The following is a 26,636-nucleotide window of genomic DNA, read 5'->3' as shown; positions in this document are numbered from 1 at the left end:
GCAAAAAAGGAGTTGATTAACATTAATTCTGAAGAAACTAAAAAAATTACTAAAATTACCGCACAAAAACGGGCGGGGCGTTACAACGTTTTTTTGGATGGCGAGTACGCTTTTCCAATTAGCGAGGAAACCTTCATTCACTTTCGGTTAGGTAAGGGGATGGCCGTGAACGGCACTTTATTAAAGGAAATTGGCGAGTATGAAACTAATGCCGAGGCTTATAATATTGCGCTAACCTATATAACCGGGCAGTTGCGTACGGAAAATGAGGTACGCCAAAAATTACGTCAGCAGGATTACGAGGAGTCGGTAATCGAAGCGGTGATTGCTAAGCTAGCTGATTTGAATCTATTAGACGATCGGGAGTATGCCAAAAGCTACGTGCGCACGATGATGCGGACGGGCGACAAGGGGCCCCGGTACCTAATTAATCATTTACGGCAAAAAGGGGTGCTGGAAAATGACTTGCAAGCGGGATTGCAGCTATTTACTGATGCTGAACAGGTGGCTCTAGCAGTCCGGGTCGGACAGAAACTGCAAAAACGGCATCAGGCACAAGCACTCCGGCAACAACAGTTGAAAATTCGGCAAAATTTGATGCAAAAGGGTTTCACTAGCGAAATTATCGAAAAAGCACTTGCTGAAATCGAATTTACGGTCGATAGCGATGCAGAATACGAAAAGCTACGTAAATTGGGTGAACGACTGTTACGTCGGTACCAGGGGCAACCGGAATACCAGCGAACCACTAAAATTAAACGGTCGTTATATCAAAAAGGCTTTGAAATGGAATTAATTGAACGTTTTTTAAACGAAAATGATTCTTAAGTTTCTGGAATGGATAGTGCAAAATTAAAGTCCACTTTGGTATAATTGAAGAGAAATTGAAAGCTTTCAGCTGTAGGAAGTAGGCTTATGCTATGTCTCAATACTCAGATGGACCAAAGGAAGGCGAGTATATTGCGATAAAAAGCTATAAGCATGATGGTAGTTTGCATCGGACTTGGCGTGAAACAATGGTTCTAAAAAATAGTCAAGACGAGTTTATTGGCTGTAATGATCACACGGTGGTGATTGAGGATAACGACCGCCGCTGGGTGACTCGGGAACCGGCGCTGGTTTATTTTAATAAGCATACTTGGTTTAACGTGGTGGCGATGATTCGGGATAACGGAGTTTCCTATTACTGTAACATTGCGTCACCATATGTTTTGGATCGCGAAGCCCTCAAGTACATTGATTACGATTTAGATGTTAAGGTGTTTCCCAATGGCGAACGGCGCCTTTTGGATACGGACGAATTCGAGCAGTTCAGTCGGCAGTGGCACTATTCCGCGGACACGATTCAGATTTTGCTGGATAGTGTACGGGAACTGACGGATTGGATAAATAAAAAGCGTGGACCGTTTTCGGTTGAGTTTATTAATATTTGGTACAAACGTTATCTGAATATAGCGGAGCGCAATACTCGGTAAAAAGGGAGGTGTGAAGAGCACTTCCCTTTTCTTTAAAAAAGAATACACTGAACATAGATGAAAATGAGGAGTCTGGTAAATGTTTGAGAAATTTCGTAAAACGCCCTTAATGTACTGGTCGTTGGAATTGTTAATTATTGCGACCTTGCTGTGGGTTTGTACTAAAATTGATTTTTTGTTTAGCCCGATTGGAACGTTTATTAGCACGGTATTCATGCCGTTAATTTTGGCGACCTTCTTATACTACATGCTCCATCCGTTGGTGAAGTTGTTGATGAAGGTCCATTATAAGAAGTTTCGGATATCGCGTACCTGGGCAGTGGTGTTGGTATTTGTGGGATTCCTGCTCCTAATTGTTTGGGGAATCAGCTCTTTCTTGCCCAGTTTGATCGATCAAATTTCCCAAATGTTAGGGAATTTACCAATGATTGCCAAGAAACTGCAGGTTGCCATTCCTCAGCTAGTCGACCATTCCTGGCTTCGCAAGGTTGATTTTGACCCGTATTTAAAAAATCTTAATAATGAGATTGGCCAATACGCAGAGCAATTTTTGGCGAACATGACTAACAGCATCGGTAATATTATCGCGGCGCTTACTAACATCACAGTCATCGTGATTACGGTGCCCATTATTCTGTTTTACATGTTAAAGGACGGTTACAAATTAATCCCGACAATTTCGCGGATTGTCCCAGAACACAACCGCAAAAGTGTGTTAAATTTATTTTATTCAATGAGTGACACGCTGTCTTCTTACATTTCTGGACAAGTAATTGAATGTATTTTCGTGGGAACCTTTACCGTGATTGGCTATATGATTATCCATCAGCCGTATGGGTTGGTGCTCGGCGTGATTGCGGGGATTTGCAACATCATCCCGTATGTCGGACCTTATTTTGGGATTTTTCCTTCGCTACTAGTAGCAATTGCCCAGTCTCCCGAACAGGTGATTTCGGTGATCATCGTGGTCTTAATTGTCCAACAAGTGGACGGAAATCTAATATACCCGAACGTGATTGGCAAGTCCTTGCAAATTCATCCGTTAACCATCATTATTTTATTGTTGGTAGCGGGAAAACTTGCAGGAATTTTGGGAATGATTTTGGCGGTACCGACTTACGCAATTGTTAAAGTTTTAATTAACTTTATCCACCATATCTGGGTTTTAGACCGAGATAAGATTGAAGAAAAGGTTAAGCCAGAAAAATAGGCTAAATTTGGTAGTTTGCTATTAATATGGTAATATCTACAGAGTTAGATAAATTATTTCAAGGAGAAAAAAATCTTGACAAGAGTAATTACTTACGGGACTTTCGACCTGTTGCATAAAGGACACGTCCGGTTGTTAAAGCGGGCACGTGAATTAGGCGACCATTTGACAGTATGTTTATCAACGGACGAGTTTAATGCGGTTAAGGGCAAGAAAGCTTACACCCCGTACGAAGACCGAAAGTATATTTTAGAAGCGATTAAATATGTTGACGAAGTGATTCCAGAACGCGGATGGGATCAAAAGATAAATGACGTTAAGGAAAATGATATTGATATTTTCGTAATGGGCGACGACTGGAAGGGTCAATTTGATTTTCTCAAGGATTACTGTAAAGTTATTTATTTACCACGGACCGAAGGAATCTCGACAACTAAAATCAAGCGTGATTTAGGTCTTGGTGATTATAAAAAAGATTAAGACAACAGTTAAGATTGGGATATCAAAATGATTCCAATCTTATTTTTTAGAGGGAAAGGAACGAATATGAACCAGGCAGAATTAAAAGCGGCGGTCGATAAGCGACGCACTTTTGCGATTATTTCTCACCCGGATGCGGGGAAAACCACCATTACCGAGCAATTACTATTGTTTGGGGGCGTAGTGCGAGAAGCCGGAACGGTTAAGGCTCGGAAGACGGGCAACTACGCTAAGTCAGACTGGATGGAAATTGAAAAGAAGCGGGGAATCTCCGTAACTAGTTCAGTGATGCAGTTTGATTATGCAGGAAAACGAATCAACATTTTGGATACTCCTGGACATGAGGATTTTTCGGAAGATACTTACCGGACCCTAATGGCCGTGGACTCCGCGGTGATGGTGATCGATTCCGCAAAGGGGATTGAGCCCCAAACTAAAAAGTTATTCCAAATTTGTAAGATGCGTGGAATTCCAATTTTTACCTTTATGAACAAGTTGGACCGCGACGGCCGTGAACCTCTCGACCTAGTAAATGAACTAGAAGAAGTTCTCGGAATTGACGCTTACCCAATGAATTGGCCAATTGGGATGGGAAAAGGTCTGGCAGGCTTGTATGACATTTACAACAACCGGATTGAACTACATACTGACGAGCCCGAATATTTAGCGCTTGATAGTAATGGTGAACTAAAAGAACCTAATCCCATTGAAGAAGAAAGTGTCTTCCAAGACGCAATGATGGAAGTGGACTTGATGAAGGAAGCGGGGAACCAATTTGACGAGGCTAAGATCGCCAAGGGTGAATTGACTCCGGTTTTCTTCGGTTCAGCTTTAACTAATTTTGGGGTAAAAACTTTCCTAGATGCTTATTTACAATTTGCTCCGGCACCATCCGTGCATAAAGTGGCGGACGGCGAACAAATTCAACCTACTGACGAAGAATTCTCCGGATTTGTTTTTAAGATTCAGGCGAATATGAACCCTAACCATCGGGACCGGATTGCCTTTTTACGGATCTGTTCCGGAGAATTTGATCGGGGAATGGACGTTACTTTAAACCGGACTGGTAAGACGTTGCGGCTTTCCAATTCAACTCAATTTATGGCGGATGCACGGGAAAATGTTGAACGTGCGGTTGCTGGAGATATTATCGGTTTATACGATACGGGGAATTTCCAGATTGGGGATACAATTTACGCTGGCAAGCAACCGGTACAATTTGAAAAGCTGCCGCAATTTACTCCAGAATTATTCATGGGCGTTTCTGCAAAGAACGTAATGAAACAAAAATCCTTCCATAAGGGAATTCAGCAATTGGTGCAGGAAGGTGCGGTGCAGTTGTACACAAACTACACTACGGGGGATTACATCCTTGGCGCCGTAGGTCAATTGCAATTTGAAGTGTTCCAATTCCGGATGCAAAACGAATACAATTCGGAAGTGGTAATGCAACCAATGGGCAAGAAAATTGCCCGCTGGATCAATCCGGAACAACTGGACGAAAAAATGTCGTCTTCCCGGAATTTGTTGGTGAAGGACCGCGCTGGACAACCGCTCTTCCTATTCGAAAATCAATTCGCGGAACGTTGGTTCAAAGGCAAGTATCCTGACGTAGAACTCACCGCAAAACTTTAAAAAATAAAACTTTCTAAAGTAACCGATTCAAACAGCCAACTAGGTAAATTATGGGCTATAATGGATAAGTTATTTAAGAAATATCATGTGGAGGAACGATAGCATGAATCGTTTATGGGGTAAGTTTCGCCGGGGTGTGAACACCAAGTTTGGGTTCTTTATGTTGATTACCGGGCTATTTTGGCTGAAATCATACATTGCGTACCAAACTAAGTTTACGTTGGGTGTTCAAGGTGGGATGCAGGAATTAATTTTAGCCATCAGCCCCCTTGGCTTTGCCATTCTATTATTTGGAATTGGATTATATATCCGGGGTAAATGGGCCTATTGGTACATGATTGTAATGGATGCAATCTTATCAACCTGGCTGTTTGCCAACATTTTATACTACCGAGAGTTTTCAGATTTTATCACCTTTAACTTAATCAAGGGCTCGGGTGCCGCTTCGGATAACCTGGGAAAAAGCTTGATGGGAATTTTACGACCAACCGACTTTTTAGTGTTTGTGGATGTAATCTTCGTCATTGCAATTTTAGCGTTTGGTTTTGTTAAAATTGACCAACAGCGTTTCAAGCTGGTTAATTCATTAGCGGTCACGATTTTGTCAATTGGAGTCCTAGCCGCTAACTTAGCCCTTGCTTATTCAAACCGTTCCGGATTGCTGACCCGGACGTTTGATAATAACTACATTGTTAAGTATTTGGGATTACAAAGCTTCACCCTGTATGACGGCGTTAAGACCGTTCAGAATAGTAATAAAAAGAAAGAAGCCAAAAGTTCTCAATTAAAACCAATTAACGAGTTTTTAAAGAAGAATAACGTGCCCGCCAACATCGAATATAAGGGTGTTGCGAAGGGTAAGAACGTAATTATTATTCACTTGGAAAGTTTGCAACAATTTGTCATTAACCAAAAGTGGAAGGGAAAGGAAATTACTCCTAACATCAATAAGTTCTACAATGATAAGAACACGCTAGCTTATGACAACTTCTTTAACCAAGTTGGACAAGGAAAGACGGCCGACGCCGAGATGATGTTAGAAAATTCGTTGTTTGGATTACCTGAAGGATCAGCGATGGTTACGGATGGTACTACCAACACCTTCCAATCCATGCCCGCAATTATGGATCAGCACGGTTACACTACCGCAGCCTTCCACGGGGACGTAGCTAGTTTCTGGAACCGGGATAACGCTTATAAATCATTTGGTTACCAGTACTTCTTCAGTAAGCAATACTACTCGTTGAAGAAGGGGTACGTAAGTGGATATGGAATGAAGGATAAGTTGTTCTTACAACAGTCCGCGAAATTCCTTGAAGAGCTTCCACAGCCGTTCTATGCAAAATTAATCACGGTTTCTAACCACTATCCTTACGGAATCGAAAAGAAAAACGTTTCTATTGATCCGTGGGAGACGGGGGATTCAACCGTTGACCCGTACGTTCAAACGGCCCATTACCTTGACCAAGCGGTTGGGGAACTAATTAGTTACTTGAAGAAGACCGGACTTTACGATAAGAGTTTGATCATGATGTACGGTGATCATTATGGAATTTCAAACAATCATAAACCCGCAATTGCCAAGATTTTAGGTCTAAAAGGGGTTACTAATTATGATTTGGCTATGTTCCAAAAGGTACCGTTCATGATTCATGCTCCGGGTCTAAAGGGAGGCGTCAACCACAACTACAGTGGTGAAATTGACGTGATGCCAACCCTATTGAACCTCTTAGGAATTGATACGCCAGGAGCTTATCAATTTGGTCACGACATTAATTCTAAGCAGTATAACCAAATTGTGGCGTTCCGAAACGGGGATTTCGTTTCTAAGAAGTACACCAAGTACGGTGGTGATTTATACTACACGGCTACTGGGGAGCAGATTACTGACGAAACGGCTAGTCAAAAACGGGAGGTTAAACAAATTCAACAGTACGTTAATAATGAGTTGAATTATTCCGATCGAATCATTAATGGTGATTTGTTGCGCTTTGCAGACTTAGACTGGTTTAAGAAGGTCAATAAGGCGGATTACAGCTACACTAAGAAAACTGCCTTGAAGAATCTAAAGAAGGCGCAAAAATCCAAGACTAGTTTGCTCGAACAAAATCACGGCCGGTCAACGATTGACGATTACGTAACCGATGCACCGGAATTACCAGAAAATGAAGAGAAGGCGGCTAGTTCGAGTTCTTCAAGCAACAATTCTTCGGAAGATAGCAGTCATTCAGGAAGTAGTTCCGCAGACACTACTACCCAAGAAGATAAATAGATATTAACAATTTAAGGGACTCACGATTAGCCCAAACAAAATTAAGAATTAGCATGGAGAGGTTGGGAAATTTTTCCCAACCTCTTTTGTTTTTTAGATTAAAATACTAGTTAAGAATCGTGGAGCTTTAAAAATTTAATTAAGTTAGAAGGAGACTTTGATTTATGGCAAGTCATTTAATCATTTTACTGCTGGTCGGTCTATTGGCCGGAGTGTTTGGCGCCATCCTTGGTATTGGGGGCGGGATGATTATCACCCCGGTCTTGACCATTGGGATGGGACTCGATATTAAATACGCAATTGGGGCAAGTATCATCGCAGTAATTGCGACTAGTTCAGGTGCTACCATTGCCTACTTAAGGGACGAGATGCTTAATTTGCGGGTAGCGATGTTTTTGGAAATTGCGACCACGGTCGGAGCGATTGTGGGGGCGATCATGACCGGGCTTTTTAATTCGACGGTCCTCTACGTACTGTTTGGATCGTTTCTCGTTTTTTCGAGTTGGAACATGTACCGAAAACTCCGTCAAGGGGGCAGTGAAGAAGGTAGCGCAAAGAATGATCGCTTAGCTAACCAACTTAACCTTAATGGCAGTTACTACGATAAGGCGCTGAAAAAACAAATTGATTACCAAGTGGAAAATGTTCCAGGAGGTTCGGCAGTGATGTTTGGCGCTGGATTAGCTAGCGGACTCTTAGGAATCGGAAGCGGCGCGTTTAAGGTGATGGCGATGGATAACATCATGAAGATGCCGTTAAAACCTTCTAGCGCCACTAGCAACTTAATGATGGGAGTCACCGCTGCGGCTAGTGCGATGGTTTACTTCTTCAACGGCTCGATTCATGCTGACATTGCGGGTCCCTTAGCAATTGGAATTTTATTTGGTGCCCAATTAGGGAGCCGAATTATGCAGCGCCTTCGTCCCCGGTGGATTCGGTTAATCTTCATTCCGGTATTGCTATACATGGGCTTACAAATGGTTTTAAAAGGATTTGGGGTGAACTTTTAGATGAACGCTAAACAAAAAGAAATGAATCACGTCGAATTATTGATTGGCCGTATTTTACAAGTTGGGGTTTATATTTCCGCAATCGTCATTATCTGCGGAATCGGTTTATGGTTAGTAAAAAATGGTTCGGGTTATGCCGGTGCCTTACCAACCCGATTGGGAATAATTTTCCAAGGAGCTATGCAATTAAAGCCCTACGCAGTTTTAATGTTGGGAATCTTTCTGCTAATTTTAACCCCTGTCTTGCGAGTCGTGGTGTCAATCTACGCCTTTGCTAAGGAAGGGGATCGACTGTACGTAACGATTACGACAATTGTTTTAATTATTCTAATTATCGGGATGACAATTGGTTACCAAGGGTAATAACGATTAATTAAGCTAGGAGAGTTGACAAACTTTCCTAGCTTTTTTATTAGGAAATACATATTTATTATTACAAGATAAAAAATTGGGTTTGCAAGTAACAAAGTACATTTTTATATTAAAAAAATGGATTTCTTATTGGTGACGTGGACAATTCACTATATAGAAGTTATAATTAACGAGATAGAATTTTAACGGCCATTACAATTTTGAAGCCGAAGTATAAATGAGGGAGTTTTACATGAAGGTTGAACCAAATGTTGTGATAAGTGAATTCATCGTCAACATGACTGACGATCTGTATCACAAAGACAATAGTAAAATAGATATTTCTGAAAAAGTGAAAAAACAGGCAGACTCTTTAGCGAATTTTAAAGTCCCTTATTATGTATTAACGAACGGACCAAGTCAGGAAAATTTAGAGAAGGGGCTAACAATTACTCATGTTGATTTATTTGAGCATTATCCAGATTTGACTTTGTATTTTTATAGGATTCTAATGGCTTTTGACTTTCTAAAGGACCATCCCGAAATTGAAAAGGCCGCGTTAACAGATGCCGGTGATGTGACAATGCTCAATTACCCTTTTGATAGTGTCCGAGAAGGAATCCTTTATATCGGCGATGAAACCAGCTCATTATTTAATACTGCAATCATCATCAATAGTGATGCTCCAACATATATGAAGGATTTTATTTGGGAAAATAACAATTTACCAATTCTAAATCTAGGAATAATGGTGGGAACTCGCGATGTGTTAATTGAATATTTGGGAATTATGGTTAAGTTAATTACCGAGGCAGAGGTAAAAATCAAGCAGGGTGATGACTCTTATCGATTAGGAAAATTTGAGATGCTGATTTCCAATTACGTGGCATACCGTTACTTTAGTAACCGCTTAATTCACGGGCGTGAGGTTAGTACTATTTTTAATGGACATCAAGAAATAAGTAGTGCTTGGTTTAAGCATAAGTGAGGCTTTCGGCAATGAATAAAAAAACGGTAAAAGAATTAATTTGCGACCGTTATTGGGAATACCGGCATTATACCGAAAAAAACGATTCTGTAGCGATATTTCTTAAGAAAGACTCTCTGCGAGCGTATTTTTTGATTCAGTTTGGACAAGATGGAAGAATACTTTTCCCAGGGGCAGTCCCCTTTAAACCTAACGAATATTCGATGTGGGACTTTGATGAAGAAGAACAAAAAATCGTCATTCTAGATAAAAATGGAAACGAAAATCAACGTGTTGATATACCAATAGAATGGATTAATGGCATTCAAAGAATCTTTTTAACTGGTGAAGCAAAGGGGGATGCGTTAGTTTGTGAGAAGAGCACTAACAAGAGGAAGTCTCATCCGTACTTTTTAGGTGGCACTCAAGTGTTTATAACATCTCGTAAATTTGTAACTTTAGATTTAATCCACGATTTAAGCCGGTTAGGTTTTAATATTAAAATAAGTAATCATCAAGTTGCTTCATACAACTTTTTTAGTGATACTTTTGAATATATTATCCAACATCCTCAGTTACAAAAAATTATTATTAGCAATACAGGAAAACTAGAAGTTAAATTACCACAGAATCATCAATTATTAATTAGCAAGGACTGTGGACCTTCATCAATAGCTTATTTGACAGGTAATCGAGCGCCCATCCTAGAATTGCTAAGTTCTGTTCTGATGGAAAATAATCAGCATCTACTTAATTCTGAAGATAATAGGGCTGAAGAAGAAATATTTCAGGCAGTACTACAAACACAATTTAGTGATCGGTATGAATTAGGTTAGCTATTGCATTAATATTACTAGAATCAGATAGCTTTAAAATTAACTAGCGTAGATGCCAATAATTTTAAAGCTATTTTTGCTTAACAAAGTAATTCAAGAGGGGAGATTTAGATGTTAATAAAAATTAGTTTTCTATTTTATGCCTTTTTTTTAAAATTTGAGACAGAAGATCTTAATCACGGGTGTAACATTAAAGGGTAATATAATTTAAGAATGTTAATTTATAGAAACGTTTATTGGTTTGCATAAAAAACTTAAGTAGTAATAAAAAAACCACTAACTAAGAGTGGCTTGTAAGTGAAAATTAGCTTAGCGATTAGTGGTTCATAAAGGAAACTCCCATGTAAACTAAGTTACTCAAAATAATTAGAAAGAAAACGATAGAGATAACTTTTTCCGGCGCATTAGTATGAGATTTGTTTCGTGAATGTGGAGGAGTTTGAATATCCTTTTCATAAGATACCCTTTTTTCGATGTCTTTTTCAAGTAGGTGGCTTTTTTGATTAGATGAATTATTAATGATAAAGACCTCCTTTTATTGTGAGTTGCTCTTGATGCTATTTAAACAATTTTTTTCTTAAAAGTAAATAGGATAATTGAAAAAGTTAAAAATTAATCCTATGTAACATAGCGGCTATAAAAAATTTATGCATTGTGGTACATTTGATGTACGATAAAGAATAGAGGTAGACAGATGAGATTCGATTTTAATGACTTTCGACTTAGAAAGTATTCGAAAATCACTAAAAAAATTTTAGCTTTAGACAAAGAATATCAGCAGTTGACGGACGAACAATTACAAGCCAAAACCATTCTATTTAGAGAAAAATTAGCAGAAGGAGCAAGCTTAGAATCGATTTTGGTTGAGGCTTATGCCACAATTCGTGAGGCCGACTACCGAATCTTAGGATTAAAGCCTTTTGAAAATCAGGTGTTAGGTGGGGTAATTCTTCATTATGGAATGGTTGCCCAGATGAATACTGGAGAAGGTAAAACTTTAACTGCAACGATGCCAATGTATTTGAATGGGTTGACTGGTCCAGGGAATTTTTTAGTTACGGTCAACGGATACTTAGCTAACCGAGACGCCGAAGAAATTGGTAAAGTGTACCATTGGATGGGACTGACTAGTGCTGCGGGAGTAAGTCCTGATGAAGAAGAATTAGATATGCAAGCTATTTACAATAATGACATAGTCTATACAACCAATAGTGCATTAGGTTTTGACTACTTAACTGATAATCTTGTGGAAAACGCCACGGATAAGAAACTTAATGATTTAAATTTTGCACTAGTTGATGAAGTAGATTCAGTGTTACTTGATGCTGCACAAACTCCGCTAGTAATTTCGGGTTCTCCCCGAGTACAATCTAATCTTTTTAACTCAACGGATCGTATTGTAAAAAGTTTACAAAAAGATAAGGATTATGAGTTTAGTGAAGATTTAACGAGCGTATGGTTTACGAAAGAAGGCATTAAACACCTGGAGGATTACTTAGGGATAACTAACTTAGTTTCCAAAAGATGGTCTGATTTGTATCGTCATTTAGTGTTAGCGTTGCAAGCTAATTATACGATAAAGCGTAATCAGGATTATGTTGTTGTAGATGATGAAGTACTGCTGTTAGACAGTGAAAATGGACGAGCGCTGACTGGAATGAAACGGGAATCCGGGATTCATCAAGCAATGGAAGCCAAGGAGGAAGTTCCACTTACCGAGCAAACCCGAGCAATGGCTTCAATCACTTTACAGAATTTCTTTAAAATGTTTAAAAAGCTTTCTGGGATGACCGGAACTGCGGTTACATCCGCACGAGAATTCATGGATGTTTATAACTTACCGGTTTTAAAGGTTCCCACACATAAGCCTAACATCCGAGTTGACCGGCCAGACATTGTTTATGCCACTATGGATGAAAAAATCGAAGCTACTGTGAAGCTGGTTAAAAAAGCATACGAAGTTCAACGGCCAGTTCTACTAAAAACTGGTTCGCTGTCGTTGTCGAGACTTTACTCAAGAGTTTTATTGAAAAATGGGATTGTCCATAACGTTTTAAATGCACAAAGTGAATCTAAAGAAGCTATGATCGTTGCTGATGCTGGTCAAGCTGGAGCGATTACTGTGGCTACTTCGATGGCAGGTCGTGGTACTGACATCAAGCTCGGCCCCGGTGTGAAAGAAAAGGGTGGCTTGTTGGTAATCGGAACGGAACGAATGAATAGTCGTCGAGTAGACGATCAGTTACGTGGTCGTGCAGGGCGACAAGGAGATCCAGGAGAGAGTATTTTTTTGGTTTCTCTTGAAGATAAAGTGGTTATTGAGAATGCTCCTGACTGGGTAGATAAGTATCGGATGCGGTTAGCGCAGGCTCTTAAAGAAGGAAAACGCAAGTATGGGGAGCCACTAAGAGGACGACGTGCTAAAAACATCGTAGAACGTGCCCAACAAGCTGCAGATACAAAGGCTGAATCAGCGCGTAAGAGTTCCGTTAAAATGGACGATATTTTACGGATCCAACGCGAAATGATTTACGATTTTCGTGACTACGTGATGGCTAACGGGGATTTAGGTGAAATTACCCAAAGAATTTGGGATGACTTTTTTAAACTATATTCGAGCGGTAAGGGTATTACAAGAGATAAACTAAGCGATTTTATAATTAATAACTTAGATTACAATTATAGCGACGAGCAATTTGACTCAAAAATTCTAGAGGACCCAGAACAAGTGGAACAATACGTTTTAAAAGTTGCAAAACAGAAGTGGGAAGACCAAAAATTAATTCTCGATAATGAATTTAAGCAGAACTATTTAAAGCGGCTATCAATTTTGAAAGCGCTGGATGTGGCTTGGATTGAACAGGTAGACAATTTATCACAGTTAAAAACTGTGGTAAGTAGTCGTTCTACAGGCCAACATAATCCAATATTTGAATATGAAAAAGAGGCTATGAATTCGTTTAGGCAAATGAGAAAAGCATTTTGGCAGAATACAATTAAATATATGCTACTGTCAGATTTAATTGTTGGAAAAAATGAATCAATTAGGGTGGAATTTCCATGAGAAAAAGAAGTGAAAAAAACGAGTTAATTGCTAGCATCATGTTTACGTTGTTTATGATTGTTTTAATGGAGCTGGGGCGACAGATTGCTATTCCGGCTTTGGATTCTGACTTAAGTCGTAAAGCACTTAATGCTTCGCCACTATTAAGAAACGTTACTATGCTTACTGGTGGGCAGTCTAGATTTCCATCACTATTTTCAATTGGACTGGGTCCATACATGACTGGAATGATTTTGTTCCAAGCAATCCAATTGATTAATGTTGATGCAATGAGCAAGATTAGCGACCAAAAAAGAGGGTTTATTCAGCGGTGGATAACATTAATAATTGCAATATTGCAAACTCTGCAATTTATTTTTGCAATCAAAAAAAATATTACTCTCGCAGGTGACAAAATTTTTGGGTTTGATTTTAATTTAGTAGTGTCTTTTATGATCTTGGTTGCCGGTGCAATGATTGTTGCGTGGATGTCAGATATGACGGCTAAGTTTGGAGTAGGAGGCGCTGGTGTTCTAATTATGCCTGGTATTATTACTAATTTACCATTGATGGTTTTTCGAGGACCAGGGCTAGGTACTAATCAAGTAACATCATTTTCGACTAATTTATGGATAGCTTTAGGAATCTCGGTGTTAGTGGTTTTTGTTGCTACAGTATTTTTCAATAAGGCAGAATTAAGAATCCCATTACAGAGGCCTAATGTCCAGAATGATTTTTCCGAATCGTATTTGCCAATTCGTTTTCTAACCTCAGGAAGCATGCCCTTTATGTTTACTACCACGGTATTTATGATTCCTAGTTATATTGCTAACTTTAGTCCTGATAGTGGGTTTAGTAGGTTTACTCAAGCATATATTAACTTTAATAACCCCGTAGGAATTACGATTTATTGTGGAGTTGTTGTGTTCTTAAGTTATGCATTTAGTTTTATGAATCTTCAAACAGAACGACAGGCAGAGAATTTAAAAAAATCTGGAGATTATATTTTTGGGATTACTCCAGGAAAAGACACACAAAGATATTTGAATCATCATGTGGTGAGATTAAGTACAGCGGCTAACGGTTACTTTTTAGTAGTAGTTGCCACTCCGCTGATAATTGGGTTATACGTACCGGGAGTTACTAACTTTACGTTTGCATATGCCAGCATATTGATTTTGGTAACGATTATGGATACTACGTTAGATCAATTGAAGACAATGTACTTAAGAACCCAATATGATCTTTTGTAAGTGATAAGGAGTTAAGCGAATGTTTTATATTGCCCCAGCATGGACAAATAATATTGAGGAATTAAATCGCGACCCATTAAAAAATGTAATGAGTTTGTTAGTTGACGGCGACAAACCGGTGAAATTATTGGTGTTAAATTTTTTACCCAATTTAAGGTATCTTTTACACGTAAACGGGCTAACTAACCTTCCATTTTGGAATCTGTGGGATGCAATTCTAAACATTGAACGGACCGACGGCATGCCTCTTGGCCCGGAAAGTTTGGAGTGGCCTGCCGATATTCGTACAGCCCAAGGAACTCGTTCGGTTGTGGGGTATCGTGGGAATAAGTTGGCAGCAAGAGTGATTGGCAATGAACAGGGCTTTATTCAAGCGGTGGAGTATTTAGATGATGATATTTATCATGTGGACATATATGATGACCGAGGTTTTAAAGCTGCAACCAAATATTTTAAGGATGACCGTTTGATAAAGCAGATTTGGTTCAACGAAGTCGGACAATGTATTCTACGCTATGAGCCACAGGCTGAAGTAACGGTAAAAATTTTAAGTAATTACAGTAATTTTGACCGCGCTGAGTATGATAGTTTAGATGATTTACTCATGGAATTCATTAACAAAAAGTTTGCTAATGAATTTGATGAACGTACGGATGGGGTAATTGCTAGTAGCAATAAAAGAATGCGTTCGTTAATGATAAAGATGCAAAAACAAATACCAATTACTTATTTATTAGATCACCCTGGAAAAATTAGTTCAGTAGATATTCAAGAACTGGTCCCACAAATGGAGGGTTGCAGCAGTTTTGTAATCCCTAATTATGCAATATTCGAGCAATTTCAACTCGAAGTTAATGAATTGTGTAGAGCACATCTAGATTTAGGTTATCCTTATGGTGCAGATATGCGTTTAGGTAACAGTAATGAAGAACGAAAACTAATTATTTACTGGAATATTGGTGATACAAATGATGACCAAAGTGTTCGTGGCGTAAGTGATGAATTATTAGACTATTACCTAAAGCATGAGAGTGCTGGCTTAATAATTTCAACACTTAATAATGAAATGGCTGATCAGGTATTTTCAATAGTTTTGCAGAAATTATTAAACCATTATGACTTTCTGGATGGTGAAAAAGACTGGAAAATCATAAATAAGATTATGTTCAACGAAAACAATGGAAAAGAAATGCAAAAACTGATATATCGGGTAAAACTTCGACTATGGAAAGCCTGGGAAATTAAGCATCCAATTAAAGATGGAGAAGTGACGATAACGGTAGATGAAATTCCCGAGAGTCAAAAAATCGATTGGGAACAATTTGTTGAAGATATGTCCAACGTTTTATTTCGGGTAGGGTCTCGTGATTACCAAATTTTTGCTGACTTGGCTAGGGCTCGAATTGTAGTGGATATGGGAGAACCCTATGATACTAGAACACAATTTAATGCTATTAGTGCTGGAATACCACAAATTATTAAGGTTGAGAGTCCGTTCGTTATCCATAGCGAGAATGGATGGATTGTTAAAGAAGGGCACAGTTTGACAGATGGACTTGATTTTTACTTAGGAAAATTAGGTAATTGGAATATTGCGTTGGTGAATACTGCTAAGTATATGGAACAATTAGAATTTGGACGCCAATCCGATTGGTGGGAGAGAAGGATGCGTTATGAGCAAAGGTAAAATTATACATCTGGGTCCCGAAATTGAAGGATTAGCAGAGTTAATTGAGGGGAAGTTCGATATTTTCGATGTTCCGTTTGAGTTTGTAGATCAACCAATTGGAGAAGAGAAGAATAAATTACTTATTAAAGGGGAACTAAATCTAGTTTTTCGCCATGATTTGTTTTTTATTACTCAATCGGAATATTTACAATCTGGTCAAAGTTCTTTTTTGAGGCAATTGCCGGCTAACAACATTATCATCGATAGCAGGCTTCAGCTGAGCGAAGAAGCTAAGCAAGCCTTTTTTCTAAAGAATGTTCAATTTATTGACTTTGAAAGTGAACAGGATTTAGCAAAGCAACTTAATGAGGAATTTTATAACGATCAATTAGGGTATAAATATAAATTTGATAATATCCAATTTGACTCTTTTTTTAAGGGTACTGTAAAACAATTGGGACACAATTATTTAGAAATCATAGATAATGACATTAAGGACTATCAACGAGTAGCTAATTGGGGAGGTCCCTTGGGGGTAGCTAAAAACTCAATTTGGGAAATACGAACCGAATTTAAGAGAAATACGCCTTCAACTAATGTACGTTTAAGAGTTTCGTTAATAAGTGCATTTACTAGTGAAATCTACTATTCAACAGAGGTGGATAACGATGATTTAAAAAATTTGATTCCGCTAAAAGTTGATCATAATGGTGCTTTCATCCTTGTTGAATTACTAGTTAAGGGTCAAAATATTGATTTAACAATGGGAGCAATTACCCTTAACGAAAGCCGTGGTGGTCGAGGAACCTTGTTAATTGGTGAAGATGTAGAAATCGATGACGAAGCAATGGGGGAACCCTTGTACCACTACTTTGATCCAGGTGATTTTAAACCACCGTTGATGGTTTACTTTTCTGGTTTTCGGTTTAACCCCGGAGTAGAAGGGATGTTCATGATGCGAGGATTAAAAGGGCCGACGCTTTTAATTGAAGATTTTCGTATCCTAGGGGGCTCGTTTTACGTTGGTGGTGAAAAACTGGAAAGCCAAATTATTAAGTTGATTCAAACAACTTTAAAGAAACTGGGATTTAAACCAAACGAACTAATTCTTTCAGGATTGTCGATGGGGACTTTCGCTAGCTTATACTATTCATCATTCCTTAATCCAGATTGGGTAATTGTTGGTAAACCACTAACTAGTTTAGGGGACATTGCCGCTAATGAGCGTATTAATCGCCCTGGTGGATTTCCAACTTCTTTGGATGTAGTGTTAAGACTAACTGGTGGAATTGCGGATGAAAATATTAAGCAAGCGAATGATATTTTTTGGGGTTCATTTACCAAGCATGATCATTCCAAAACAAATTTTGTGATCGTTTATATGAAAGATGACGATTATGATGGAGATGCATTTGAAAAACTGGAACGTTTTTTACGAAAGCATTCACCAACTTCTCGGATTATTCATAAGGGCTTTACTGGAAGGCATAATGATCAGTCTGGGGCTCTCAGTAGCTGGTTTATAAATCAATATCGAAATATTCTTGAAACCAACTACGGTCGAGACTTTAGTCCGCAGGAGGATGACGAAGATGAAGAGTAGTTACTTTGTAATTAGATGGCCAGTTCATATGAATGATACGTATAGCTATGGCTCAGTGATTAATTATCAAAATGGGAAAATCTATTTTAAAAACGAAAGAATGAGCCCTGGTGAACGCATCCATACTTGGAAATCACAAGTTGTTTTCGACAAACTAGATACAGGATATTCGCAGTTGCCCTTATTGAAGCGAAAAGCTAAATATCAAATTATTACTAAGGCAATAATAGCACCGGAAAATTCGGTTCAAATTCAACTAGACTTTTTTGATGTAAAGAATGAAATTATTGATGGTCCATTAACAATTGATTTAGATGGCGAATTTGAAGTCCCTGAAGAGATGGATCATTACCAATTAAGTTTGGTTAATTTAAATAATCGTTCGTTGGAGTTCGAAGATTTAATAATCAGACCAGTAGAAAGTACTTTTGAGATTGCAACGATTGATGGCAATATGAATGTGATTTGTTTATGGGACCGACGGGACCATTTCTTTGAAAAAGTAGAAGTATATTTACGTAGAAGACTGCTGTATTCAGGATCTTATTTAGGGAAGCAGAATGTTTTGCGAATTTTTGTAGAGTACGATAGTAGGGCTAATTGGCAAAAAGGACAGTTGCATGATGCAATTGCCCATGCAACTAAGTCGCTTGAAAAAGTGGTTAAGGAAAGAAAGCTTGCTTTTGATGCTTTATCGCCAGATACCATCTTACTATCAGAACCAGAAGAAAGTTTGATTAAACTAGAAAATTACACAACTATGGAACTAGCAAAAATCCTGCATTTCTACCGGCGTTAAAGCAATTTAAATTTTTAGAACCACATCTGGAGGAAAAACATGAATTTTTTTGTTAATGAAGCAATGGGAATTGGTAATTCGGGAGTTGAACATGCCCAATTTTATCGGGCAAAACGTTTTGACCAAGCCAATTTAGATTATAAATTTATTTTTATGGCACTAGTTGATAACTTACATGAAGCAATGGACAAATGGGATCTGCGTGATGATCAAGTAATTAATATTTGGGAATACTTTGTGCATGGTGATGATTATGCGTTAAACGGGTTAAAAAAGCGAACAAAGTTGAGCAGTGAGACCGTGATTGATGGTACTAATACTTTTCGTATGGAGAATAAGGTTACCTCAGCAGGGGTAAGGATTGTTCGGCACTATGTAAAATATCCTAATCCTAAGAAAAATCCAGCATTACTGGTTAGCGTTGACCGTGTAGAATTATTTGATACGGAAACTAACTTGCGAAAAGTTGCGTTTGAATTTCTTGCTAATCCACACGACGACCGGAGTTTTGTAATTAAAAACATTCATTTATATAACCAGCCTGAAGAATTATTTTTCCCCAATCTAGTACAATTACGGAGATATTTTTTTCATCAAATTGAACGCCTTTATTCGGGTAAAAATGTTTTTGTCTTGGATCGTGGGGAAATGAATGAGGTTGCTTTAATGGATGAAGACGTACCGAATGTAAACCGGAAATTGGTAGAAATTGTACATGCGGACCACTTAGCTGATCGTGATGATCCTAAGGCACCATTTTGGAACAATTACTACGAGTACTCCCTTAGTCATTTAGACCGAATTGACCGGATAGTGGTTTCTACTGAACTACAGCGAAAAGATTTATTGGTTGATTTTCCAAATAAAGAAAAAGAAATTGTAACGATTCCGGTTGGTGGCATTGATGATGAAACTAAACAGATTAAGTCAACTCCACATAAGGGCTTTAAATTAGTTACGATTTCTCGACTAGCTTCTGAAAAGCATATCGATTTAGTCGTTAAAGCGGTAGCTAACTTACATAAGCAAGGTCATAAAGTTAGCCTAGATATTTATGGCGCCGGTGAAGAAGAGAAGAAACTGAAGGAATTAATCGAAAAAGTTCAAGCTAAGAAATACATTAAATTACGAGGCTTAACGCATCATGCCGATAAAGTTTATCCTAAATATGATGCCTTTGTTTCAGCGTCCTTCTCTGAAGGGTTTGGATTAACTTATATTGAAGCATTGAATGCAGGACTACCAGTTGTTACTTTTGCTGCACGCTTTGGTTCTCTAGAATTAATTCAAGATGGAAAGAATGGTTACTTGATGACCTTTAAACGAGAAGATCACGAATTTGATGTTAGTCAATTAGAAAAGGGTATCCAAAAATTAATGGAACGTGACATCTCTGAAATGAAAGATGATATCTATAAGTCTGTTGATAATTACCGTGATCATGTGATTGCTGATAAATGGAGGAATTTGATTAATGAACTATGAGTTAGTAAGTATTTTACGACCAGGAACGGATAATTGGAAATCTCAAAAGGAACGTGCAGAAAAGAATAACAGCACCTTAATTACTTTATTACCGGAGCCATTTTTCGTTCGTTTAAAAAAAGAAGAATATCCAAAGATGATTAACATCGTTGATTATGTTACCAAAAGGACGTACGACGAAAATAATTCTCTATTCTTCGACAAAGTGCCTACAGTAGATGGTGCCGAAATTTTTATGAACCATGATGGTGTAATTACCCTCATTAAAGATGGAGTTACATTCGGAGAAATGCGTACTTTCCCTCGTTCACGTCGTTTAGTTCAAGATATCAAATTTTTTAATGAAGACGGTACTCGGGATATGGTAGAGGAGTACACTTTTGATGGAAAACTCTTTAGTAACTTGTTCTATTATAAGGATAAAGTGCAAGAAATTGATTTCTTTGATGATAATGGTGACGTTCGTTTGCGGTTTTATTTTTATGAAGGGAAAATTAACTTTATTACGGTAGAAAATCCCAAAACTAAGAAAATTATTGAAAAGTACGATAACATGGCGCAATTTCAAGCTGCACAAGTTGCCAAAATTGTTAAACCTGAAGACGAAGTCGGAATTACTTATTTAGGCGTTGAATTAGATGCTCTGAAAAATACCCAGTCTAAAAATACACTTTATCTGGAAGAACCGGCTTTTGAAGGTGGGCAAGTAAAGGGAAATCTTAAACTAATCATGGAAAATCATATCGACTACATTCAACGCGTAGTGGTAAGTAGCGAAGACTACCAAAAAATGCTTGATCTAGGTTTAGACGTTTCTAAAGTCGAACCTAAACAATAAATTAATGAGTGGTGCAATCCTTAGTTAGTGAGGAAGGTCCACTCATTTTTTTGGTTACTTGAAAAGTGAGAAACTAAGGAATATAATACCGGAGACACAAATATATACGTTAAGGAGAATGAAGGATGGCTGAGAAAAAAATTAAGATTAACCCGAATGAATTCGCTTTGGCAGTAATCAGCGGCTCTAAGTTAGATAATCCCGATGATGTTCGCGCAAGCAAGGACGCACTAAAGCGTTACTTAACGGCGTACATGTTGATTGAAGAATTTAACGAACTAGAAGCAAGCCAATTTAAGTTCTTTAAGAAGGCGGATCGTGAAATGCTGGTTAAGGCGCTTGAAGGATTACGCCTCGACTAAAAAACGCTAATTTTTTTGTTTCAAAGTTCTGGAGCAGCTGGGAAAAACTGAAGATTGCTTTTCAAGGATGAAAAGATTTTTAAAAAGTTGTTTTGTGATTTAACTTCAGGAGAGCCAAAAGTCAGTTTGTTCCGCGTAATCTAAAATTGACCATCATGCCCAATTCAGGTGTGATGGTCAATTTTTAGTTAACGCTCGTAAATTACTCAATTTTGGTCTCGTACTCTTTTGGTTTTAAAACAACGGGTCATTTTTACGAGTTTTTTTAATTTCTTGGTGAATTTTCAAAGCAATTTTATGGTTGGTCTTGATTGCTACCGACATAAAGAGGGCGTCCATAATACTCATCTGCGCAATTAGTGCGTGAAGAGCTTCGGAACGGTATAGTGCTTCTTCAGCAACCGAAATTAGGGTAACGTCCGCCATTTTAGCTAGGGTGGCGTTTGCAGAGCTAGTGATTAAAATTAAGGGAACTTGGTGTTGTAACGCTAAGTTAGCTAAGGCAATCGCATCCCGGTCTTCGCCCGAATGCGAAATCAAAAGCATTACGTCCTTAGCAGTTAGACGAGTTGCTGCCATGATTTGCATATGAAAATCATTTGCGTAAACCACGTCTAGCGGGGTTCGCAGGAATTTATGATAGCCATCCAGGGCAACAATGTTACTAGCTCCCAGTCCAAAAATGCCCACCTGCTGGGCGTCTAATAAGAGTTGAACGCAGATTGCTAAGTCAGTTTCGCTAAGGGATTTCACCGTGGCTTTTAAAGCATCTGCGTTAGCCGCAAAAACCTTTTCGGCAACGGTGACTGGGGAATCACTAGGACTAATCTCTGCAAAAAGGTTATCGGAATTTTCGGTCTGAGCGAGACTTAACTTTAGCTCCTGAAAATTTTTAAACCCCAAATTTTTAGCGAAGCGTGAAATGGTCGCGGTAGAAATCGCAGTTTTTTGACTTAGTTCAGAAATGGTGGCGTGACTAATTTGACTTTGATTCTTTAAAAGAAACGTCGCTAATTGGCGTTCTTTATCGCTAAAGTTGCTTTGGCACGCCTGAATACGTAACGCAAAATTTGACATTGTGTAGATACTCCCATCAAGTTTACTTATGTTCAGTATATCACTAAATCTAGCTCAGAAAAATAATTTCATGAAAGCGCTTGATTTATGTAAAATATTTTCATAGAATGAATATGGAATTAATTATACGAAGATAAGCGAGGGGTTATTATGGAAATTGGATTAATCGGTTTAGGCAAGATGGGACTTAACTTAGCTAAGAATATGCGTGACCACCAAATTGAGGTGGTTGCTTTTGATCTGTTTGCCGAGGCGCGCCAAGCGGCAACCAAGGCCCAAATCAAGACGGTTACCGACCTTCAATCTTTAGTAAAGGGACTAACGCAGCCCCGAATCGTTTGGTCAATGCTACCAGCTGGCAAACCCACTGACGATACAATTAAAGAACTCAGTGAGTTGCTAGACGAAGACGACGTGGTAATTGACGGTGGAAATTCGTTTTACCAAGATTCGATTCGCCATGCAGAAATTTTAAAGGAACAAGGAATTCACTTCTTTGATGTTGGAACCTCAGGTGGTAAGGCTGGGGCACGGCAAAATGGTAACTTTATGATTGGGGGGCCTCAACCAATCTTTGCTCGAATTGAACCCCTATTTAAAGCGATTGCCGCTGAAGATGGCTACTTGTATACCGGTAAAGCAGGTTCAGGACATTATTTAAAGATGGTGCATAACGGAATTGAATACGGCATGATGCAAGCAATTGGGGAAGGTTTCGAAGTTTTGAGTGAAAGCCAATTTGACTATGATAACGAAGCGGTTGCTAAAGTTTGGAACCACGGTTCGGTGGTCCGGAGCTGGCTTATGGAACTAGCCCAAGATGCCTTTAGTAAAGATGCTAACTTAGATGAAATTAAGGGTGTAATGCATAGCTCTGGTGAAGGAGCATGGACGGTACAAGAGGCGTTGCGGTTGCGAGTGCCTACTCCGGTAATTTCGAGTGCATTGATGATGCGTTACCGTTCGGAAAAAGACGATACGATGACCGGAAAAGTAGTTGCGGCATTACGAAATGAATTCGGCGGTCATGCAGTTGACCATCAGGAAAAATAGGGGATGAAGCAGATGAAGTACATGATTGGTGTTGATTTGGGGACTACCAGTACCAAGGTAGTTTTATTTGATTTAAAGGGAAAATCGATTGCGTACGCCAATAATCCATATCCTTTGTATCAAGAAACTCCTGACATGGCGGAAGAGGATCCGGAAGAAATTTTTGACGCGGTAATCAGTGGCTTGACGGAAGTAATGCGGAAAAGTCGAGTTGCGGCTGACCAAATTGCTGGGGTCTCATTTTCCAGTGCGATGCACAGTTTGATTTTAATGGATCAAAACGACCAACCGTTAACTCGGGTGATTACGTGGGCAGACAACCGGGCTAGCCGAGAAGCTGAAGAACTTAAGGAAAACGGCTTAGGTGCCAAGTTATACGCGCGCACCGGGGTACCTACCCACCCAATGTCACCAATGGTTAAGCTACTTTGGTTAAAAAAAGATCAACCAGAATTATTTAAAAAAGCTAAGCATTTTATTGGCATTAAGGACTACGTATTGTTCCGCCTATACGGCAAATACGTCCAGGATTATTCACTAGCCAACGCAACTGGTTTATTTAATATTTTTGAAAAGGATTGGGACAGTTTAGCCTTAGAAACCGTTGGAATTAGTCGGGAACAACTTCCTGAGTTAGTTACCCCAGAAGAACAATTAGTTGGAATGGACCGTTCTTACGCAGAGGTGACCGGAATCAATCCTGATACTCCATTTATTTTAGGAGCCAGTGACGGAACCTTAAGCAATCTAGGTGTGAACGCCATTGATCCAGGAGTTTTGGCGGTCACAATTGGTACATCGGGTGCGGTACGGGTAGTGGTTGACCACCCGGTAGTTGACCCCCGTGGACGCTTGTTCACCTACTACCTTGACGATAACAAATGGGTAGTTGGTGGACCGGTAAATAACGGCGGAATTGTTTTCCGGTGGGTTCGCGACCAGCTGTTTTCTCCAGAAAAAATTACTGCAGAACAAATGCAAGTTAACTCGTACGAAATTTTAACTGACATTGCCGCTAAGATTCCCGCCGGCGCTGACGGGTTATTATTCCACCCGTACTTAGGTGGCGAACGAGCACCGATCTGGGACGCTAACGCCCGGGGTAGTTTCTTTGGACTTACGCGGCAACATACCCGAGCACACATGGTCCGGGCTGCACTAGAGGGAATTGTTTATAACCTTTACATGGTCATGCTGATGATCGAAGGGGTTGCGGGGAAACCGAAATCAATTCAAGCCACCGGCGGATTTGCGCGAAGCGAATTATGGCGGCAAATGCTAGCAGATATTTTCGAGCAAGACGTTAACATTCCGGAAAGTTTTGAAAGTTCAGCACTTGGAGCGGTTGTAATCGGAATGAAGAGTTTGGGAATTATTGACGATCTCAGTGCCGTTAAATCAATGGTGGGGGTTACACACCAACACCATCCTAACCAAGAAAACTTCGGGGTTTACCGGGAACTATTACCAATTTGGATCCGGTTAACGGACGAATTAGCAGGCGAATATGACAGCATTGCGGACTTCCAGCGCAAACACCCTAACCCTCACGCGCGAATTGCGGAAGAAGATTAATTGTCAAGGTAGGGCCGTAATTTAGTCAGAAATTTTAAAAAGTAGCAATCGTAAGCTACCAGCACCGCGATTCAAAAAACTGGAGACTGAATGAACTATTATAAATAGGAAGTTTTTCAGTCTCCTGTATTTTTGGAAAAGCATGCAAACGCTTACCTAGCGCTGATAAGGAGTGAAAACAATGGAGTTTATAGTTCTAATTGTTGGAATTATTTTATTACTCACTTTAATTATTAAATTTAAATTTAACACATACGTTTCATTGATCGTTACGTCAGTAGTAGTGGGACTGGGACTGGGAATGCCCGCAAGTAAAATCGCGGACACCATTCAAAACGGGATTGGCAGTCAGCTGGGCGAATTAGCACTAGTCTTTGGTTTTGGGGCAATGTTAGGACGGTTAGTTGCCAACGCAGGTGGTGCTTATCGCATTGCCCATACCTTAATTAATAAGTTTGGCCGGCGCTTCTTGCAAATGGCGGTAGTAGTGGCTTCCTTTATTATTGGGATTGCGTTGTTCTTCGAAGTCGGCATTGTACTCTTAGTTCCAATTGTGTTTGCAATTGCTACTGAAGCCGGGGTTTCAGTTCTCGCGCTAGGGATTCCAATGGCAACGGCTTTATCAGTTACCCACGGGTTTTTACCACCCCATCCAGCACCAACCGCAATTGCGACAGTTTTGAATGCTAACGCGGGTAAGGTACTGCTTTACGGAATTATCGTGGCCATTCCAACGGTTTACGTTGCGGGAATTTTATTTACTAAGATTGCACGTAAAATGGTGCCAAGCGCTTTTGAACGGACGGGTAATTTAAAGGCTTTGGGTCCCCAAAAGGAATTTAAGTTGTCAGAGACGCCAAGTTTTGGAATGGCGGTGTTAACCTCGCTATTTCCAGTAATTTTGATGGCCATCACAACGATTTATGACCTTGTGGTTCACAACGGGGTCACACCTACACATCCAAACTTCTTAGACAACTTAATTAGTTTCATCGGTTCGCCAAGTATTGCAATGTTAATTTCCTTATTATTCGCAATTTGGTCAATGGGTTATCACCGTAACATTCCTAGTGGTGAGATTATGAATACTTTAGAAGACGCGGTAAAGTCAATCGCGATGTTACTCCTCGTAATTGGTGGGGGCGGTGCCTTCAAGCAAGTTTTGATTGACGGGGGAGTGGGCGACGCCATTAAAACGGCGTTTGCTTCTTCAAGCATTTCACCATTAATTTTAGGTTGGCTAATTGCCGTGATTTTGCGGGTAGCACTAGGATCAGCTACCGTTTCAGCCCTCACCGCGGCAGGCTTGGTACTACCTTTGATGCAAGGAGCGGGAATCGATCCCGCACTGATGGTTCTTTCTGTTGGAGCAGGTAGTTTAGCGGCTAGTCATGTTAACGATTCTGGATTTTGGATGTTTAAAGAGTATTTTGATTTAACTGTTAAGGAAACCCTCCTAACGTGGACGATGCTCGAAACGGTAATTTCCGTAGTAGGCTTAGCAGGAGTATTAGTTCTGAGTTTAGTGGTATAACGCGATTACAGATGGTACTCACGTTGAAAAATAATTACAATCTAAAAAAATAATTTAATAGATAGAAAAATTAAAGGATTTGGTTAAAAATGGCCAAGTCCTTTTAATT

Annotated in this window: 22 protein-coding genes; 21 read left to right on the top strand and 1 reads right to left on the bottom strand. The window is 39.3% G+C overall.

Going from position 1 to position 26,636, the window contains the following annotated elements:
- Positions 1 to 12: 12 nt before the first annotated feature.
- The 18 genes from recX (at position 13) to HMPREF0623_RS04010 (ending at position 21,288) form a co-directional block, all read left to right on the top strand.
- Positions 13 to 828 carry a recombination regulator RecX gene (recX, locus tag HMPREF0623_RS04095; protein WP_004165485.1) on the top strand — a complete coding sequence of 272 codons (816 nt, stop codon included), beginning with the start codon at positions 13 to 15 and terminating at the stop codon, positions 826 to 828.
- Positions 829 to 920: 92 nt separating this feature from the next.
- Positions 921 to 1,475: a DUF402 domain-containing protein gene (locus tag HMPREF0623_RS04090; protein WP_002832206.1), complete on the top strand. Its 555-nt coding sequence runs from the start codon at positions 921 to 923 to the stop codon at positions 1,473 to 1,475.
- 79 nt (positions 1,476 to 1,554) lie between these two features.
- Positions 1,555 to 2,685 (top strand): AI-2E family transporter, encoded by a 1,131-nt coding sequence (locus tag HMPREF0623_RS04085; RefSeq protein ID WP_002832204.1) that lies wholly within the window; start codon positions 1,555 to 1,557, stop codon positions 2,683 to 2,685.
- Positions 2,686 to 2,760: 75 nt separating this feature from the next.
- Positions 2,761 to 3,165, top strand: coding sequence for a glycerol-3-phosphate cytidylyltransferase (tagD, locus tag HMPREF0623_RS04080; RefSeq protein WP_002832202.1), 405 nt, complete (start codon positions 2,761 to 2,763; stop codon positions 3,163 to 3,165).
- A gap of 66 nt (positions 3,166 to 3,231) precedes the next feature.
- Positions 3,232 to 4,800 carry a peptide chain release factor 3 gene (locus tag HMPREF0623_RS04075; RefSeq protein ID WP_036671269.1) on the top strand — a complete coding sequence of 523 codons (1,569 nt, stop codon included), beginning with the start codon at positions 3,232 to 3,234 and terminating at the stop codon, positions 4,798 to 4,800.
- A gap of 103 nt (positions 4,801 to 4,903) precedes the next feature.
- Positions 4,904 to 7,072 (top strand): LTA synthase family protein, encoded by a 2,169-nt coding sequence (locus HMPREF0623_RS04070; RefSeq protein WP_036671268.1) that lies wholly within the window; start codon positions 4,904 to 4,906, stop codon positions 7,070 to 7,072.
- A 164-nt stretch (positions 7,073 to 7,236) separates the two neighbouring features.
- Complete coding sequence (locus HMPREF0623_RS04065; protein WP_002832199.1) at positions 7,237 to 8,082, top strand: sulfite exporter TauE/SafE family protein; 846 nt, start codon at positions 7,237 to 7,239, stop codon at positions 8,080 to 8,082.
- Complete coding sequence (locus HMPREF0623_RS04060) at positions 8,083 to 8,445, top strand: DUF1634 domain-containing protein (protein ID WP_002832198.1); 363 nt, start codon at positions 8,083 to 8,085, stop codon at positions 8,443 to 8,445.
- Between the two features lie 241 nt (positions 8,446 to 8,686).
- On the top strand, positions 8,687 to 9,421 hold the full coding sequence (locus HMPREF0623_RS04055; protein WP_002832197.1) for a hypothetical protein: 735 nt from the start codon (positions 8,687 to 8,689) through the stop codon (positions 9,419 to 9,421).
- 11 nt (positions 9,422 to 9,432) lie between these two features.
- On the top strand, positions 9,433 to 10,236 hold the full coding sequence (locus tag HMPREF0623_RS04050) for a hypothetical protein (RefSeq protein ID WP_002832196.1): 804 nt from the start codon (positions 9,433 to 9,435) through the stop codon (positions 10,234 to 10,236).
- Between the two features lie 694 nt (positions 10,237 to 10,930).
- Positions 10,931 to 13,300, top strand: a complete 2,370-nt coding sequence (secA2, locus tag HMPREF0623_RS04045) for an accessory Sec system translocase SecA2 (protein ID WP_004165480.1) — start codon at positions 10,931 to 10,933, stop codon at positions 13,298 to 13,300.
- Complete coding sequence (locus tag HMPREF0623_RS04040; protein WP_004166067.1) at positions 13,297 to 14,532, top strand: preprotein translocase subunit SecY; 1,236 nt, start codon at positions 13,297 to 13,299, stop codon at positions 14,530 to 14,532. Before secA2 ends, HMPREF0623_RS04040 begins: the two co-directional genes overlap by 4 nt.
- A gap of 19 nt (positions 14,533 to 14,551) precedes the next feature.
- Positions 14,552 to 16,219, top strand: a complete 1,668-nt coding sequence (asp1, locus tag HMPREF0623_RS04035) for an accessory Sec system protein Asp1 (protein WP_004166066.1) — start codon at positions 14,552 to 14,554, stop codon at positions 16,217 to 16,219.
- A complete protein-coding gene (gene asp2, locus HMPREF0623_RS04030) occupies positions 16,206 to 17,804 on the top strand; it encodes an accessory Sec system protein Asp2 (protein WP_004166064.1) in 1,599 nt (532 codons plus the stop codon). The genes asp1 and asp2 overlap by 14 nt, the downstream gene beginning before the upstream one ends.
- Positions 17,794 to 18,603 (top strand): accessory Sec system protein Asp3, encoded by an 810-nt coding sequence (gene asp3, locus HMPREF0623_RS04025; protein ID WP_226884828.1) that lies wholly within the window; start codon positions 17,794 to 17,796, stop codon positions 18,601 to 18,603. Before asp2 ends, asp3 begins: the two co-directional genes overlap by 11 nt.
- A gap of 39 nt (positions 18,604 to 18,642) precedes the next feature.
- The gene (locus HMPREF0623_RS04020; protein WP_004165475.1) at positions 18,643 to 20,088 is read left to right on the top strand and encodes a glycosyltransferase; all 1,446 of its coding nucleotides are present in this window, start codon (positions 18,643 to 18,645) and stop codon (positions 20,086 to 20,088) included.
- Entirely contained in the window at positions 20,078 to 20,926 is an 849-nt protein-coding gene (locus HMPREF0623_RS04015; RefSeq protein ID WP_004166063.1) for a hypothetical protein, read from the top strand. Before HMPREF0623_RS04020 ends, HMPREF0623_RS04015 begins: the two co-directional genes overlap by 11 nt.
- A gap of 125 nt (positions 20,927 to 21,051) precedes the next feature.
- Positions 21,052 to 21,288 carry a hypothetical protein gene (locus HMPREF0623_RS04010; protein WP_002832187.1) on the top strand — a complete coding sequence of 79 codons (237 nt, stop codon included), beginning with the start codon at positions 21,052 to 21,054 and terminating at the stop codon, positions 21,286 to 21,288.
- A 234-nt stretch (positions 21,289 to 21,522) separates the two neighbouring features.
- Here HMPREF0623_RS04010 and HMPREF0623_RS04005 read toward each other — a convergent pair whose 3' ends face one another.
- On the bottom strand, positions 21,523 to 22,365 hold the full coding sequence (locus tag HMPREF0623_RS04005; RefSeq protein ID WP_004166062.1) for a MurR/RpiR family transcriptional regulator: 843 nt from the start codon (positions 22,363 to 22,365) through the stop codon (positions 21,523 to 21,525).
- A gap of 150 nt (positions 22,366 to 22,515) precedes the next feature.
- On the opposite strand from HMPREF0623_RS04005, the gene gnd reads away from it, so the two are divergent.
- From gnd to HMPREF0623_RS03990, 3 genes are all read left to right on the top strand, one after another.
- Entirely contained in the window at positions 22,516 to 23,418 is a 903-nt protein-coding gene (gene gnd, locus HMPREF0623_RS04000) for a phosphogluconate dehydrogenase (NAD(+)-dependent, decarboxylating) (RefSeq protein ID WP_002832184.1), read from the top strand.
- A 3-nt stretch (positions 23,419 to 23,421) separates the two neighbouring features.
- Positions 23,422 to 24,993 (top strand): gluconokinase, encoded by a 1,572-nt coding sequence (gntK, locus tag HMPREF0623_RS03995; protein ID WP_004166061.1) that lies wholly within the window; start codon positions 23,422 to 23,424, stop codon positions 24,991 to 24,993.
- A gap of 181 nt (positions 24,994 to 25,174) precedes the next feature.
- Positions 25,175 to 26,527 carry a gluconate:H+ symporter gene (locus HMPREF0623_RS03990; RefSeq protein WP_002832181.1) on the top strand — a complete coding sequence of 451 codons (1,353 nt, stop codon included), beginning with the start codon at positions 25,175 to 25,177 and terminating at the stop codon, positions 26,525 to 26,527.
- Positions 26,528 to 26,636: the final 109 nt, after the last annotated feature.

This window comes from Pediococcus acidilactici DSM 20284 (assembly GCF_000146325.1).
In the GTDB taxonomy this organism is placed as follows: domain Bacteria; phylum Bacillota; class Bacilli; order Lactobacillales; family Lactobacillaceae; genus Pediococcus; species Pediococcus acidilactici.
This window is presented reverse-complemented; position numbering and strand designations above follow the sequence as displayed.

Bases quoted from the DNA above. Each gene is read 5' to 3' on its own strand.
- HMPREF0623_RS04090 (WP_002832206.1), top strand. From the start codon at position 921: ATGTCTCAATACTCAGATGGACCAAAGGAAGGCGAGTATATTGCGATA.
- HMPREF0623_RS04085 (WP_002832204.1), top strand. From the start codon at position 1,555: ATGTTTGAGAAATTTCGTAAAACGCCCTTAATGTACTGGTCGTTGGAA.
- HMPREF0623_RS04075 (WP_036671269.1), top strand. From the start codon at position 3,232: ATGAACCAGGCAGAATTAAAAGCGGCGGTCGATAAGCGACGCACTTTT.
- HMPREF0623_RS04070 (WP_036671268.1), top strand. From the start codon at position 4,904: ATGAATCGTTTATGGGGTAAGTTTCGCCGGGGTGTGAACACCAAGTTT.
- HMPREF0623_RS04065 (WP_002832199.1), top strand. From the start codon at position 7,237: ATGGCAAGTCATTTAATCATTTTACTGCTGGTCGGTCTATTGGCCGGA.
- HMPREF0623_RS04060 (WP_002832198.1), top strand. From the start codon at position 8,083: ATGAACGCTAAACAAAAAGAAATGAATCACGTCGAATTATTGATTGGC.
- HMPREF0623_RS04055 (WP_002832197.1), top strand. From the start codon at position 8,687: ATGAAGGTTGAACCAAATGTTGTGATAAGTGAATTCATCGTCAACATG.
- HMPREF0623_RS04050 (WP_002832196.1), top strand. From the start codon at position 9,433: ATGAATAAAAAAACGGTAAAAGAATTAATTTGCGACCGTTATTGGGAA.
- secA2 (WP_004165480.1), top strand. From the start codon at position 10,931: ATGAGATTCGATTTTAATGACTTTCGACTTAGAAAGTATTCGAAAATC.
- HMPREF0623_RS04040 (WP_004166067.1), top strand. From the start codon at position 13,297: ATGAGAAAAAGAAGTGAAAAAAACGAGTTAATTGCTAGCATCATGTTT.
- asp1 (WP_004166066.1), top strand. From the start codon at position 14,552: ATGTTTTATATTGCCCCAGCATGGACAAATAATATTGAGGAATTAAAT.
- asp2 (WP_004166064.1), top strand. From the start codon at position 16,206: ATGAGCAAAGGTAAAATTATACATCTGGGTCCCGAAATTGAAGGATTA.
- asp3 (WP_226884828.1), top strand. From the start codon at position 17,794: ATGAAGAGTAGTTACTTTGTAATTAGATGGCCAGTTCATATGAATGAT.
- HMPREF0623_RS04020 (WP_004165475.1), top strand. From the start codon at position 18,643: ATGAATTTTTTTGTTAATGAAGCAATGGGAATTGGTAATTCGGGAGTT.
- HMPREF0623_RS04015 (WP_004166063.1), top strand. From the start codon at position 20,078: ATGAACTATGAGTTAGTAAGTATTTTACGACCAGGAACGGATAATTGG.
- HMPREF0623_RS04010 (WP_002832187.1), top strand. From the start codon at position 21,052: ATGGCTGAGAAAAAAATTAAGATTAACCCGAATGAATTCGCTTTGGCA.
- HMPREF0623_RS04005 (WP_004166062.1), bottom strand. From the start codon at position 22,365: ATGTCAAATTTTGCGTTACGTATTCAGGCGTGCCAAAGCAACTTTAGC.
- gnd (WP_002832184.1), top strand. From the start codon at position 22,516: ATGGAAATTGGATTAATCGGTTTAGGCAAGATGGGACTTAACTTAGCT.
- gntK (WP_004166061.1), top strand. From the start codon at position 23,422: ATGAAGCAGATGAAGTACATGATTGGTGTTGATTTGGGGACTACCAGT.
- HMPREF0623_RS03990 (WP_002832181.1), top strand. From the start codon at position 25,175: ATGGAGTTTATAGTTCTAATTGTTGGAATTATTTTATTACTCACTTTA.